Source organism: Roseivivax sp., assembly GCF_054552075.1.
In genome coordinates, this window is sequence record NZ_JBTOLZ010000008.1 from 18,054 (window position 1) to 30,749 (window position 12,696).

General features: G+C 70.5%; 12 protein-coding genes and 1 riboswitch. Of the genes, 7 read left to right on the forward strand and 5 right to left on the reverse strand.

Annotated elements, in window-relative coordinates; all coding sequences use genetic code 11:
• The first annotated feature begins 137 nt into the window (after positions 1-137).
• The 4 genes from ACX938_RS08375 (at position 138) to ACX938_RS08390 (ending at position 5,293) form a co-directional block, all read left to right on the forward strand.
• Entirely contained in the window at positions 138-1,076 is a 939-nt protein-coding gene (locus tag ACX938_RS08375) for a substrate-binding domain-containing protein (protein WP_459430707.1), read from the forward strand.
• Positions 1,077-1,159: 83 nt separating this feature from the next.
• Positions 1,160-2,005 carry a DeoR/GlpR family DNA-binding transcription regulator gene (locus ACX938_RS08380; protein WP_459430708.1) on the forward strand — a complete coding sequence of 282 codons (846 nt, stop codon included), beginning with the start codon at positions 1,160-1,162 and terminating at the stop codon, positions 2,003-2,005.
• 115 nt (positions 2,006-2,120) lie between these two features.
• Entirely contained in the window at positions 2,121-3,632 is a 1,512-nt protein-coding gene (locus ACX938_RS08385) for an FGGY-family carbohydrate kinase (protein WP_459430709.1), read from the forward strand.
• On the forward strand, positions 3,629-5,293 hold the full coding sequence (locus ACX938_RS08390) for a glycerol-3-phosphate dehydrogenase/oxidase (RefSeq protein WP_459430710.1): 1,665 nt from the start codon (positions 3,629-3,631) through the stop codon (positions 5,291-5,293). Before ACX938_RS08385 ends, ACX938_RS08390 begins: the two co-directional genes overlap by 4 nt.
• A 193-nt stretch (positions 5,294-5,486) precedes the next feature.
• On the opposite strand, the gene derI is transcribed toward ACX938_RS08390, so the two are convergent.
• Genes derI through ACX938_RS08405 form a run of 3 tightly spaced genes read right to left on the reverse strand, consistent with a single transcriptional unit; the run spans position 5,487 to position 7,495 of the window.
• Positions 5,487-5,945, reverse strand: a complete 459-nt coding sequence (gene derI, locus ACX938_RS08395) for a D-erythrulose-4-phosphate isomerase (RefSeq protein ID WP_459430711.1) — start codon at positions 5,943-5,945, stop codon at positions 5,487-5,489.
• A 15-nt stretch (positions 5,946-5,960) separates the two neighbouring features.
• Complete coding sequence (locus ACX938_RS08400; RefSeq protein WP_459430712.1) at positions 5,961-6,725, reverse strand: triose-phosphate isomerase; 765 nt, start codon at positions 6,723-6,725, stop codon at positions 5,961-5,963.
• Between the two features lie 2 nt (positions 6,726-6,727).
• On the reverse strand, positions 6,728-7,495 hold the full coding sequence (locus ACX938_RS08405; protein WP_459430713.1) for a DeoR/GlpR family DNA-binding transcription regulator: 768 nt from the start codon (positions 7,493-7,495) through the stop codon (positions 6,728-6,730).
• A 143-nt stretch (positions 7,496-7,638) separates the two neighbouring features.
• Between ACX938_RS08405 and ACX938_RS08410 the strand changes: the two genes are divergently transcribed.
• Genes ACX938_RS08410 through fba form a run of 3 tightly spaced genes read left to right on the forward strand, consistent with a single transcriptional unit; the run spans position 7,639 to position 9,837 of the window.
• Positions 7,639-7,800, forward strand: coding sequence for a hypothetical protein (locus ACX938_RS08410; RefSeq protein ID WP_459430714.1), 162 nt, complete (start codon positions 7,639-7,641; stop codon positions 7,798-7,800).
• The gene (locus ACX938_RS08415; RefSeq protein WP_459430715.1) at positions 7,797-8,786 is read left to right on the forward strand and encodes a class 1 fructose-bisphosphatase; all 990 of its coding nucleotides are present in this window, start codon (positions 7,797-7,799) and stop codon (positions 8,784-8,786) included. Before ACX938_RS08410 ends, ACX938_RS08415 begins: the two co-directional genes overlap by 4 nt.
• Positions 8,787-8,796: 10 nt before the next feature.
• Complete coding sequence (fba, locus tag ACX938_RS08420) at positions 8,797-9,837, forward strand: class II fructose-bisphosphate aldolase (protein WP_459430716.1); 1,041 nt, start codon at positions 8,797-8,799, stop codon at positions 9,835-9,837.
• A 468-nt stretch (positions 9,838-10,305) separates the two neighbouring features.
• Here the strand turns inward: fba and ACX938_RS08425 are convergent, their stop codons facing one another.
• Both ACX938_RS08425 and ACX938_RS08430 read right to left on the reverse strand, forming a co-directional pair.
• A complete protein-coding gene (locus tag ACX938_RS08425) occupies positions 10,306-10,782 on the reverse strand; it encodes a 6,7-dimethyl-8-ribityllumazine synthase (RefSeq protein ID WP_459430717.1) in 477 nt (158 codons plus the stop codon).
• 66 nt (positions 10,783-10,848) lie between these two features.
• Positions 10,849-10,979, reverse strand: a riboswitch (FMN riboswitch).
• Positions 10,980-11,033: 54 nt separating this feature from the next.
• Positions 11,034-12,671 carry an AMP-binding protein gene (locus ACX938_RS08430; protein WP_459430718.1) on the reverse strand — a complete coding sequence of 546 codons (1,638 nt, stop codon included), beginning with the start codon at positions 12,669-12,671 and terminating at the stop codon, positions 11,034-11,036.
• Between the last annotated feature and the right edge of the window lie 25 nt (positions 12,672-12,696).

A 12,696-nucleotide genomic window follows, 5' to 3' on the forward strand; every position in this document is an offset into this window, starting at 1 on the left:
CCGGCCACCGCGCCGCACCACGAGGCCGGTCCGCCGGCAGCTTCACCACCGCCGGGGACCCGGCACCAACCGTGCCTCACCGGCACATAAGACCAAGGGAGTGAGACCACATGTTTACCCGCAGAAAGAGCATCTTGATGGGCGCCGCCCTGGCCGCGGCCCCGCTGTTCTCCGGCGCCGCCTTCGCGCAGGACCAGGGGCTGATCTCGATCATCGTCACCGACCCCTCGAACCCCTACTGGTTCACCGAGGGCGAGGTCGCCAAGGCCACCGCCGAGGAACTGGGCTACAAGGCCAATGTCTCGGCCCACAAGGGCGACACCAACACCGAGTCGAACCTGATCGACACGGCGATCACCAACCAGGCCAAGGCGATCATCCTCGATCCCGCCAATGCCGACGGCTCGATCGGCGCGGTGAAGAAGGCCGTGGCTGCCGACATCCCGGTGTTCCTCGTCAACGCCGAGATCAACGAAAGCGGCATCGCCATCGCGCAGCTGGTGTCGAACAACGCCCAGGGTGCGGCGCTCGGCGCGCAGCAGTGGGTGCAGACGGTGGGCGACAGCGCCACCTACGTGGAGTTCTTCGGCAACCCCGCCGACAACAACGCCGCGACCCGCTCGAACGGCTATGAGACCGTGCTGAGCCAGTATCCCGACCTCGAGAAGGTGGCCGAGGAAGTGGCCAACTGGGACCGCACCCAGGGCTACAACAAGATGCAGTCCATGCTGCAGGCCAACCCCGACATCGACGCGGTGATCTCGGGCAACGACGAGATGGCGCTGGGCGCGATCGCGGCGCTCAAGGAAGCCGGCAAGCTCGAGAATGTCACCGTCGGCGGCTTCGACGGCTCGCCCGACGCGGTCGAGGCGATCAAGGCCGGCGAGATGGCCTATTCGGTGCTGCAGCCGGTGGCGGTCTTCTCCGCCGAGGCGGTCAAGCAGGCCGACTACTACATCAAGAACGGCGAGCCGATGGTCGACACCGAGAAGCAGCTCTTCGACTGCGTGCTGATCACCCCGGACAACGTCGATCAATACACCGCCCCCTTCACCCTGGAAGGCATGGCGGGCTAAGCGCGCCCTAGCGCTGGCACCGGCGGGCCCTCTCTCCCGGGCCCGCCGGATCCCTCTCCGCACCGCTTGGACCCGAGCATGTGATGACCGACCGAAAAGATCCCGCAGCGATCGACCAGCTGATGGCCGAGGAGGTGCCCGGCGACAGCCGCCAGGCGCGCCAGCTCGCCCGCCGCCAGATGATCGCCGAGGCGGTGATGGAGGCCGGCACCATGCGCATCGAGGATCTCGCGGCGCGCTACGACATTTCCCTGATGACCGCCCACCGCGACCTCGACGACCTGGCCGAGCGCGGGCTTTTGCGGAAGACCCGCGGCATCGTCTCGGCGGCGCCGACCAGCCTGATCGAGGCCAGCGACGTCTACCGCGCCGTGCGCCAGTCCGAGGAGAAGGCCGCCATCGCCGCCGCCGCGCTCGACTTCGTGGAGCCGGGGCAGGCGATCTTCATGGACGACAGCACCACCGTGGGCCAGATGGCGCCGCTGCTGGCGGCGAAGACGCCGCTCACGGTGATCACCAATTCGCTGCGGCTGATGGCCGAGCTCAGCGACCTGCGGGACGTGACGCTCCTGGGGCTCGGCGGGCAGTTCCACAAGTGGTGCCACGCCTTCATGGGGCGGATGACCACCAACGAGATCGGGCGGCTCCGGGCCGACACGCTCTTCATGTCGATCTCGGCGATCATCGACGACATCGTCTTTCACCAGTCGCCCGAGATGGTCGACACCAAGCGCGCGATGTTCGACTCGGCCAAGCGGCGGATCCTCCTGGCCGACCACACCAAGTTCGAGCGCCGCGCCCTGCACGGGCTGGTAGCGCTGCGCGACTTCGACGCGGTGATCGTGGACGAGAAGACCCCGGCCTTCCACCTCGAACGCATCCGCGCCGGCGGGGCCGAGGTGGTCGTCGCCCCGCTGCGCCGGGCATGAGCCGCGCCACGCCCGGGCGGGGCGAGAGGGCGGTTGAGGTTGGCCGCCTCTTTTCGGTCCGTCCCGCGCCGTCCCGCAGCTTTACAACCGACCCCCAACCGCGAAAGGGCGCGCCATGGCCTGCCTGATCGGCCTCGACAGCGGCCTGACCGTCACCAAGGCGGTGCTGTTCTCGGGTGACGGCCGCGAGCTCGCGGTCGCCCGCCGCCGCGTGCCCCGCGACGTGCCCCGCCCGCGCCACGTCGAACGCGACATGGACGCGCTCTGGGCGGCCACCGCCGAGGCCATCTCGGAGGTGATCGCCGAGGCCCGCATCGACCCCGGCGAGGTCGCCGCCATCGCCGCCACCGCCCATGGCGACGGGATCTACCTTCTTGACCGCGACAAGGCCCCGCTGGGCCCCGCGATCCTGTCGCTCGACAGCCGGGCGGAGGGGCAGGTCGCGGCCTGGCGCGCCGAGGGCATCGCCGACCGCGCGCTGGCGCTCACCGGGCAGGTGCCGCATGCCTCCGCCCCCTCGGCGCTCCTGGCCTGGATCGCCCGGGAGGAGCCCGACCGCTTCGCCCGGATCGGGCATATCCTCTCCTGCAAGGACTGGCTGCGCTTCTGCCTGACCGGCGAGATCGGCACCGACCGGACCGAGGCCAGCACCGCCTTCACCGCGCTCGAGACCCAGGACTACACCCCCGAGGCGCTGGCGCTTTACGGGCTCGAGGCGCTCAAGCCCGCGCTGCCGCCCGCGAGCCCCGTCGACGCGGTGGTCGGCCATGTCACCGAGGCCGCCGCCCGGCGCTGCGGGCTGCGCCCGGGCACGCCGGTCGCGGCGGGGCTGCACGACGTGACCGCCTCGGCGCTGGGCATCGGCGGGCAGCGCGCGGGCGCCGCGGACGTGGTCGCCGGGACCTATTCGATCAACCAGGTGATCTGCGACAGCCCGCGCCGGGACGCGCGCTGGTTCTGTCGCAACGGCATCGCGCCGGGCACCTGGAACGCCATGTCGATCTCTCCGGCCTCGACCACCAATTACGACTGGTTCGCCGAGACGCTCTGCCGCGACGGGGAGGCTGCACCGGATCACGCCGCGCTGGCCGCCGAGATGCGCGCCACGGCACCCGCGCCCGGCGGGCCGATCTTCCATCCCTACCTCTACGGCAGCCCGCAGGGCGGCGGGCCGAGCGGCGGGTTCCTGGGCCTGCGCGGCTGGCACGGGCGCGGCGATCTTCTGCGCGCGGTGCTCGAAGGCATCGCCTTCAACCACCGCCATCATATCGACGCCCTGGGCGAGGGCTTCCCCTTCGACCGCCTGCGGCTCACCGGCGGCGTCTCGCGCAATCCCGATTTCGCCCAGCTCATGGCCGATGTGACCGGCCTGCCGGTGCTGACCTCGGCCACCGGCGAGGCGGCGGCCTGGGGCGCGGCGCTTTGCGCGGGCGCGGCGGCGGGGCTTTGGCAGAGCCCATTCGACGACCCGCGCGACCTTTCCGCGCTGGAGACAGCGCATACCCCCGACCCCGACCGCACCGCCGCCTATGCCGCGCGCTACGCGCTCTACACCGAGGCCGCAGCGGCGCTGACCCCGGTCTGGGAGAAGATCGAAGCCCTGAGCGAGCACGAGGACAGGACATGAGCGCGACGCCGGAGACGGGCGATTACGAGGTGGTGATCCTCGGGGCCGGGGTGAACGGCGCGGGGCTTTACCGCGACCTCTGCGCCCAGGGCGTCGACTGCCTGCTGGTCGACAAGGGCGACTTCGGCTCGGGCAGCAGCGCCGCGCCCTCGCGGCTGATCCACGGCGGGCTGAAATACCTCGAGACCGGCGAGTTCGGCCTGGTGGCGCAATCCACGCTGGAGCGGAACCTGCTGCTGCGCAACGCCCCGCACCTGGTGCATCCGCTGCCCACGGTGATCCCGATCTTCTCCTGGACGCGCGGCATCGGCGCGGCGCTTCGGACCTTTTTCGGGGCCAAGCAGGCGCCGCGCAGCCGGGGCGCGCTTCTGGTGAAGATTGGGCTCGCGCTCTACGACTTCTACGGCCGCCGCGCCCGGGTCATGCCGCGCCATGCGCTCTGGCGCCGGGGCCGGGCGCTGGAGAAGCTGCCCGCGCTGACGCCTCGGATCGTCGCCGCCGGCACCTATTACGACGCCTCCGTGACCGCGCCGGAGCGGCTGGTCTGGGAACTGGTGGCCGAGGGCTCCGCCGCCAACCCCCGCTCAAGGGCGCTGAACGCCACCGCGCTGCGCCCCGGCGACGGCGCGGCGCTGAGCTTCGACCTGCCGGGTGGCGGCAGCCTGACCACCCGCCCGCGCGTGGTGGTCAATGCCGCTGGCCCCTGGATCGACAAGGTCAACGCGCTGATGGGCGCGCCCTCGAAGCTGATCGGCGGCACCAAAGGCTCGCATATCCTGCTCGACCACCCCGATCTGGTGCGCCAGCTCGCCGGACGGATGATCTATTTCGAGGCCGACGACGGGCGCATCTGCCTGGTCTTCGACTACCTCGGGCGGGCGCTGGTGGGCTCCACCGACATCCCCGCCGAGGACCCCGACGCGGTGCGCTGCGAGGAGACCGAGACCGCCTATTTCCTCGAGAGCCTGCGGGGGCTCCTGCCGGGGCTCAGCTTCGACGCGGGCCAGATCGTCGCGCGCTACAGCGGCATCCGGCCCCTGCCGGCCTCGGACGGGACCGCGCCGGGGCTGATCAGCCGGGACCATTCCGCCCCGGTGGCAGAACCCGAGGGCGCGCGGCGCTTCCCGATCCTCTCCATGGTGGGCGGCAAGTGGACGACCTTCCGGGGCTTCTCGGAAGAGGTCGCCGACACGGTGCTGGCGCGCCTCGGGCGCGGGCGCGAGCGTTCGACCCGCGAGCTGCCGATCGGCGGCGGGCGGGACTTTCCGAAAGGCGCTGCGGCGCGGGCGTCCTGGCTGGCCGAGGCCGCGCGGGAGAGCGGCGTCGAGGAAGCCCGCCTTGCGGTGCTGCTCGATCGCTACGGCACCACGGCGGCGCGGATCGCGGGCCACGAGGGGCCGGGGGCCGCGCCGCTGGCCGATGCCCCGGGCTACTCCCGCGGCGAGATCGACTGGATCGCGCGGCACGAACAGGTCGTGCACCTGGCCGACGTGGTGCTGCGGCGGACGACGCTGGCGATCACCGGGCGGCTCACCGGGCGCGACCTGGAGGCCATCGCGGAGATCCTGGGCGAGGCGCTGGGCTGGGACGATGCGCGGCGGGAGAGGGAGCTCTCCGAGACGCAGCGGCTGTTGGAAGAGCGGCACGGGGTGCGGCTTTGACGGGGGAGCCGCGCGGGGCGGCGGGCTGATCGGCGGGCTCTCGGGCGCAGCCCTTTCGGCACGCTTCAACGCAGGGCGCCACCCGGCCATCGCTTGAACCAAAGAAAACCCGGGGCGCTCTCTCGAACGCCCCGGGTCTCTCACTCTCCTCCAAGACAGCCGCGCGCGGCCAAAGCCCCGCGCGCCGCCCCGTTCAGGCGGTGTGATACTTCCGGTCGAGCGCGTCGATCGCCTGCACGTTGCCGGCCGATTTGCCCTCGGGGTCGAAGGCCGCGCCGAGGAAGGCCTCGGCGATGTCCTTCGCCAGTTCCGCCCCCACGACGCGCGAGCCCATGGTGATCACCTGCGCGTTGTTCGAGGTCGCGGCCTTGCCGGCGGAATAGGTGTCATGGGTCTGGGCAGCACGGATGCCCGGCACCTTGTTGGCCGAAAGGCAGACGCCGATCCCGGTGCCGCAGCAGAGGATCGCCCGGTCATAGGTGCCGTCGAGCACCTGCGCGCAGACCCGGTCGGCGAGATTGGCGTAATATTCGCCGCCCGCGGGCGGGTCGGAAAGCTCGGCGACCTCGAAGCCTTGCTTGGCGCCGAGGTGCTCGGCCAGAACCTTGGCCAGCGGGGCGCCGGCGCTGTCTCCTGCGATGGCGAGTTTCATGGTGGGGTCCTTTCCTCAGATGACGCGGGCGCAGCGGTCGAGAATGTCGAGGTAGCCCTCGACCTCCCAGGCCGAGCGCCCGATGAAGAGCCCGTCGACATGGTCGCGGACGATGAGTTCGGCGCAATTGCCGGGGTTCACGCTGCCGCCGTAGAGGCAGGGCACATGGCGGCCGAGCGCCGCGCGGGCGACCCCGGCGATATGGGCGTGGCGGGCCTCGGCATAGCCCGGCGTCGCGGGCGTGCCGCCGGCGCCGATGGCCCAGACCGGCTCATAGGCCAGAAGGATCGGGCGCGCGGCCAGCTCGGGCGGCAGCCCGGCGAGGCAGCTTTCCACCTGGCGGGTCAGCACCGCGTCGGCCTCACCGGCGGCTTTCTCCTCGGCGGTCTCGCCGATGCAGATGAGCGGCGTGAGGCCATGGCGCAGCGCGGCCGCGGTCTTCCGCCCGACGGTCTCGTCGGTCTCGCCGAAATGGGTGCGGCGCTCGGAATGGCCCAGTTCCACCAGGTCGAGCCCGCAGTCGGTCAGCATGAGCGGCGAGACCTCGCCGGTCCAGGCGCCGGCGTCGTCCCAATGCATGTTTTGCGCGCCGACGGCGACGTCGGTCTCGGTGAGCGCCGATTTGACCTCGCGCAGGGCGGTGAAGGGCGGGATCACGAAGCGCTGGATGCGCGGGTTAGGCGCCGCGCCGCGCAGCCCCTCGGCGAAGCGCAGCGCCTCATCCAGGGTCTTGTTCATCTTCCAGCTCGTGCCGATCCAGCGGCCTGCGGCTTCGGCCATCTTCAGCCCTCCTCGTGGAAATGCAGCGCGATGCCGCGGTCGCGCAGCGCCGCCGCGCGCGGCTCGGTCAGGGCGCTGCTGGTGACGACGCCGTCGAAGGCGTCGAGGTCGGTGACGTAATGCAGCGCTGTGCGCCCGAACTTGCCGTGATCGGCCATGAGGTAGCTTTTCGCCGAACAGGCGATCATCCGGCGTTTGACCTCGAGCACCTCCTGGTCCTGGTGAAAGGCGGTGTGCCCGTCGATGGCCGAGGTCGACAGAAGCGCCACGTCGGCCCGCAGGTTGGTCAGCGCAGTCAGGGTGACCACGCCGAAGAAGCCGTTGAACTTGCGCGAATAGGTGCCGCCGAGCGCCACCAGCTCGATGCCCGAGGCGCCGGCCAGCCCCTCGATCAGGGCGTGGTTGTTGGTGATCACCGTGAGCGGGCGCAGCTCGATCAGCGCCGAAAGGAGCTGCTGCGAGGTCGAGCCGTCGTCGACCATGACGCTCATGCCCGGCTCGAGGAAGCGCGCCGCGCGTTCGGCGATCTGGCGCTTCTCCTCGCCGGCGCTGCGCATCCGGTAGCGGAAATCGCTCTCGAACTGGCCCGAGGCCTCGATGGTGGCGCCGCCGCGCATCTTGCGCAGGAGCCCCTCCTGTTCGAGCTCGTCGAGGTCGCGGTGGATGGTCATCTTCGAGACGCCGAACTGGCGCGACAGGTCGTCGAGGCTCGCCGAGCCCAGGTCGACAAGCAGTTCCACGATTTCCTGCCGGCGGTCTTCAGGCTTCACCGCGCGCCCTCCTGCTGCTGCGTTATCCCTGAAGATAACATCGAATCTGTGTGATGCAACATAATTGATGTTATTTTGTGATTCTAACTTGTGATTTATAACGCGATATATAACATTGCGCTGAGATCGAGGAGGGACTCACCATGCCCATTGACCGCCGGGCGCTGCCCAGCCGGACCCCGGAAGACCGCGCCTTCCGCGCCTTCCGCGCCTTCCGCGCCTTCCGCGCCTTCCGCGTGGCCCGCGTGCTCCACGCGCCCCGCGAAGCCTGCGCGCCCAAAGCACCCCAAGTGGTGCCCGTATGACCCAAGGCCCGCTCTTCACCCCGACCGACGACCCAGAGGCCCGCGCGCCCGCGCTCTCCGACCATCTCGAGGGCCAAGGGGCGCCGGGCCTGACCGAGGTCGTCCAAGCCATCGCCGAGGCCGCCCGGCCCATCGCGCTGCGCCTCGCGCTTGCGGGCCTGCCGGGCGATCCGGCAGCCAAGACCGGCCGGAACGCCAGCGGCGACAGCCAGAAGGCGCTCGACCTCGCCGCGCATGACCACATGGTCGCCGCGCTTGCGCGCACCTCCGTCGCGCGGGTGGTCTCGGAAGAGGCGGAAGACCCGATCACCCTCAACGAGAAGGGCGACTGGGACGTGGTCATCGACCCGATCGACGGCTCCGGGAGCATCGGCATCGGCGCGCCGCTGGGGCTTCTCTTCGGCATCTTCCCCAAGGGCGAGAGCTTCCTGCGTCCGGGCCGCGAGATGGTCGCGGCGGGCTATGTCTCTTTCGGGCACAGCACCGACTTGGGCGTGAGCCTTGGCGCCGGCGTGAGCCTCGCCACGCTCGACCCGCGCGACGGGGTCTTCCGGCTCACCCGGTCCCGCGCCGAGGTGCCGCCCGCCACGAAGATGCTGGCCTACAACGCCTCGAACGAGCGGCACCTGGCAGCCGGTCTGCGCGCCTACCTGGCCGAGGCCCGGGCCGGGGTCACCGGCCCGCGCGGGGGCGACACGAACATGCGCTGGATCGCGGCGGCGGTGGGTGACCTGCACCGCATCCTGATCCAGGGCGGGGTCTTTCTCTATCCCGCCGATGCGCGCCCCGGTTACGAAAAAGGCCACCTGCGGCTTCTCTACGAGGCCTTCCCCATCGCCTTCCTGATGGAACAGGCCGGGGGTGCTGCCTCGGACGGTGCCGGGCCGATCCTCGACCGCAGCCCTGCCGGGATCCACGACAAGACCCCGCTTTTCTTCGGCGCGAGAGACGAGCTTGCCCGTCTGCACGCCCATCTCACCGAGTAAGGAGACCCTCATGTCCCGCATCACCCTGCGCCAACTGCTCGATCACGCCGCCGAGAACGACTACGGCGTGCCCGCCTTCAACATCTCCAACATGGAACAGGGGCTGGCGATCATGGCCGCCGCGGATGCCTGCGACGCGCCGGTGATCCTGCAGATGAGCCGTGGCGCCCGCGCCTATGCCAACGACCTGATCCTGTCGAAGCTCCTGGACGGGCTGACCGAGATGTATCCGCATATCCCCGTCTGCGTGCATCTCGACCATGGCAACGACATCGCCACCTGCGTGACCGCGATCCAGCACGGCTTCACCTCGGTGATGATGGACGGTTCGCTCAAGGCCGATGGCACGACGCCCGCGGATTACGCCTATAACGCCCGGATCACCGCCGAGGCGGTGCGCATCGCCCATGCCGCCGGGGTCTCGGTCGAGGGGGAACTGGGCGTCCTGGGCTCGCTCGAGACCGGGATGGGCGACCAGGAGGACGGCCATGGCGCGACCCAGAAGCTCGAGCGGGAGCAGCTGCTGACCGACCCCGACGAGGCGGCGCGTTTCGTCGCCGACACCGGGGTGGATGCCCTGGCGGTGGCCATGGGCACCAGCCACGGCGCCTACAAGTTCACCCGCGCGCCTGACGGCGATGTGCTGGCGATGGATGTGATCGAGGCGATCCACAAGCGGCTGCCGAACACCCACCTGGTGATGCATGGCTCGTCCTCGGTGCCGCAGGACCTTTGCGCCGAGATCAACGCCCATGGCGGCGAGATCCGCCCGACCTGGGGTGTGCCGCTCGAGGAGATCCGCCGCGGCATCCGCCACGGGGTGCGCAAGGTGAACATCGACACCGACATCCGGCTGGCGATCACCGCCGCGGTGCGCCGGACGCTGAGCGAGACCCCAGGTGAGTTCGATCCCCGGAAATACATGGCGCCGGCCATGGCCGGGGTGCGGGCGCTCTGCGAGGACCGCTTCGCGGGCTTCGGTACCGCCGGCCACGCCGCCGCGATCCGCAGCACCCCGGTGCGGGAGATGGCGCGGCGGTATGCGGCGTGAGGGGGTGGGCGCTGAGGGGGGGGGGGCGCCTTTGGTGCTTGCAGCAGCCCCTCGGCGCCTGACCTGCGGACTACGCACTGACCGCGCTCTCTTGCGCCCGAATAGCATCGAAGATGCCGGGCGCGCGCCGGACCGGCCCGATGGGCCGGCGCTCCTTCGGGTGGCGCGCTTAGCGTTTCGCTAGCCCTGACCTTGCTGGGATAAAGCGCCTTGCTCGTAGGGCAGCAGCGCCGGCCCCCGGTCCGGCGCGCACCCTCTGGTGCGCGGGCTTGCGACCGGGGGTGGGGTCACCGGTTCTCTGCGGACGTCGAGCGGTGGGGCAGGGGGCTACTGACGGGCCTCAAAGGCGGGAACGCAGGGCGCGGCGTTGCCGCCGCACCCCGTCATCGAAGCGGAGCCGGAGCAAGGCGCCCCCGCCTCACCACAACCGCCCGCGCCACACTTACACCGCGGCTGATGCCGCCACCCTCACGCCGCCGCGGACGCCGCCGCTGGAGCCGCCTCCAGCCCCGCGTGCAGGCTTGCGATCGACACGGCCGCCTCCGCCGCCTCGGCGCCCTTCTTCACGAAATGCTCCGAGAAGAAGCCCTCGTGCTCCTCGGTCGGCTGGAAGTGGTGCGGGGTCAGCGACACGGACAGAACCGGCACGCCGGTCTCCATCTGCGCCTGCATCAGGCCCGAGACCACGGTGCTGGCCACGAAATCGTGCCGGTAGATCCCGCCGTCGACCACCAGCGCGGCGGCGGCCACGGCCTGATAGCGGCCGGTCTCGGCGAGCTTCCGCGCCAGGAGCGGCATCTCGAAGGCGCCGGGCACGTCGAAGACCTCGACCCGGGCCTCGGGGTCGAGCGCGGCCAGCCGGGCCTCGAAGCCCTCGAGCGCGCGGTCGACGATCTCCGCGTGCCAGCGCGCGCGGATGAAGGCGAAAGTAGGGGATTTTGTCACAGCTCTGGTTCCTTTCCACATGACAAGATCCCAGAGCGTCAGAGACGCACGGCCAGAAGCCGCGCGCGTCATTCTCTCCCATCCGGACTGTCACCGTCGGCCCCGGAATTTCACCGGATCTGCTGACCCATCCCGAGGGATGGCGCTCGCGGGCTGTCACCGCCGGTGGGGAATTGCACCCCGCCCTGAGAATGGCCTTCAGATAGCGGCTTTCCCCCCGCGCGTCAAAGGCGGGGGCGGGCAGGAGCGCCTCAGCCCTTTAGGCGGAAGCGCTGGATCTTCCCGGTCTCGGTCTTGGGCAGGGCCTCGGCGAAGATCACCCGGCGGGGATACTTGTAGGGCGCGATCTCGGCTTTCACGTGGTCCTGCAAGGCCTTGACCAGCGCGTCGTCGCCACGGGTGCCCTCGGCCAGGACCACATGCGCCTCCACGACCGCGCCGCGCTCCTCGTCGGGCTGGCCGACGACGGCGCATTCGGCAACCGCGGGATGCGACAGGAGCGCCGCCTCCACCTCGGGCCCGGCGATGTTGTAACCCGAGGAGATGATCATGTCGTCGTTGCGCGCGGCGAAATGCAGGTAGCCGTCGGCGTCCATGACGAAGGCGTCGCCGGTGACGTTCCAGCCGTCCTTGACGTAATCGGCCTGGCGCGGATCGGCGAGGTAGCGGCAGCCGGTGGGCCCGCGCACCGCGAGCCGCCCGACGGTGCCGCGCGGCACCTCGGCGCCCGCCTCGTCGATCACCTTGGCCTCGTAGCCCGTCACCGGCCTGCCGGTGCAGGCCGGGCGGTGGTCGTCGAAGCGGTTGGTGACGAAGATATGCAGCATCTCCGTGGCGCCGATGCCGTCGAGCATGGGCTTGCCGGTCTTGGCGATCCAGTCCTCGTAGACCGGCGCGGGCAGTGTCTCGCCCGCCGAGACCGCGGCGCGCAGGCTTGAGAGGTCGGCCCCGTCCTCCATGGCGCGCAGCATCACCCGGTAGGCAGTGGGCGCGGTGAAGGAGACCGTGGCGCGGTAGGTCTCGATGATCTCGATCATGTTCGGCGGCGAGGCGTTCTCGAGGAGCGTCGCCGCCGCGCCGAAGCGCAGCGGAAAGACCGCGAGCCCGCCCAGCCCGAAGGTGAAGGCCAGGGGCGGGGAGCCCACGAAGATGTCCTCGGGCGTGACGCCCAGCACCTCTTTCGCATAGCCGTCGGCGATGGCCAGGATGTCGCGGTGAAAATGCATGGTGGCCTTGGGCGCGCCGGTGGTGCCTGAGGTGAAGCCCAGAAGCGCCACGTCGTCGCGGCCCGTGGGCACCGCCTCGAACTGCACCGGCTTCTGCAGCGCCAGGCGGTCGAGCTCGGCGTCGTGGTTCGAGGTGCCGTCGAAGCCCACCACGGTCTTCAGATGCGCGCTGGTCTTGGCGCAGGTGACGATCTCGTCCATCAGCCTCGTGTCGCAAAGCGCGAAGGTCACCTCGGCCTTGTCGACGATCTTCGCGAGCTCGCCCGCGCGCAGCATCGGCATGGTGTTGACCACCACCGCCCCGGCCTTGGTGGCCGCGAGCCAGACCGCAACCATGGCAGGGTTGTTGGCCGAACGGATCAGCACCCGGTTGCCGGGCTTCACGCCCAGGTCCTCGACCAGCGCATGCGCCAGGCGGTTGGTCCAGTCGGTCAGCTCCTTGTAGGTGCGCCGCCGCCCGTTGCCGATCAGCGCCGTGCGGTCGCCGTGGCCCTGGGCGACCATGGCGTCGGTCAGCTCGACACCGACGTTGATGCGCTCGGGATAGTCGAAGCCCGCCAGCAGGAAGTCCGGCCATTGCTCGACCGGCGGCAGGTTGTCCCGCGCGAAAGTGTCGGTATGGGCCGAGGGGCCCAGAAGCTCGTCCGCCGTATGTGCCGCCATTCTACCCTCCCTTGTGCCGGCCCCG